This is a genomic window from Streptomyces sp. McG3 (assembly GCF_018619185.1).
GTDB lineage: Bacteria > Actinomycetota > Actinomycetes > Streptomycetales > Streptomycetaceae > Streptomyces.
In genome coordinates this window covers 1-520 of sequence record NZ_JAAXYC010000585.1, presented here as the reverse complement: position 1 = coordinate 520, position 520 = coordinate 1, and the positions used below count along the sequence as shown (strand labels likewise).

General features: G+C 59.0%; 2 rRNA genes. Both read left to right on the top strand.

Annotated elements, in window-relative coordinates:
* Window positions 1-117, top strand: a 16S ribosomal RNA gene (locus HET64_RS38590); the annotation flags it as partial.
* 308 nt (window positions 118-425) lie between these two features.
* Window positions 426-520 (top strand): 23S ribosomal RNA (locus HET64_RS38585); the annotation flags it as partial.

The following is a 520-nucleotide window of genomic DNA, read 5'->3' as shown; positions in this document are numbered from 1 at the left end:
CCCGAAGCCGGTGGCCCAACCCCTTGTGGGAGGGAGCTGTCGAAGGTGGGACTGGCGATTGGGACGAAGTCGTAACAAGGTAGCCGTACCGGAAGGTGCGGCTGGATCACCTCCTTTCTAAGGAGCATCTAGATTCCGCAAGGAATCCAGAGCCACTACGTCGACAAATGTTCGACGGTGGTCAGCTCATGGGTGGAACGTTGACTATTCAGTACCTGGTGGTTCAGCCGGGACACGAGTACTGCTCCTCGGAGCGTGGAAAGTGAACCGAATGAATTCCGGGTACTGGGCGCGCTGTTGGGTGTCTGAAGGTACGGCCGATAAGGCTGCCTTCGACGCCGGCCCCAGTGAACTCGTCCTCTTAGGACGGGGTGATGGGTGGCTGGTCGTTGCTTGAGAACTGCACAGTGGACGCGAGCATCTGTGGCCAAGTTTTTAAGGGCGCACGGTGGATGCCTTGGCACCAGGAACCGATGAAGGACGTGGGAGGCCACGATAGTCCCCGGGGAGCTGTCAACCA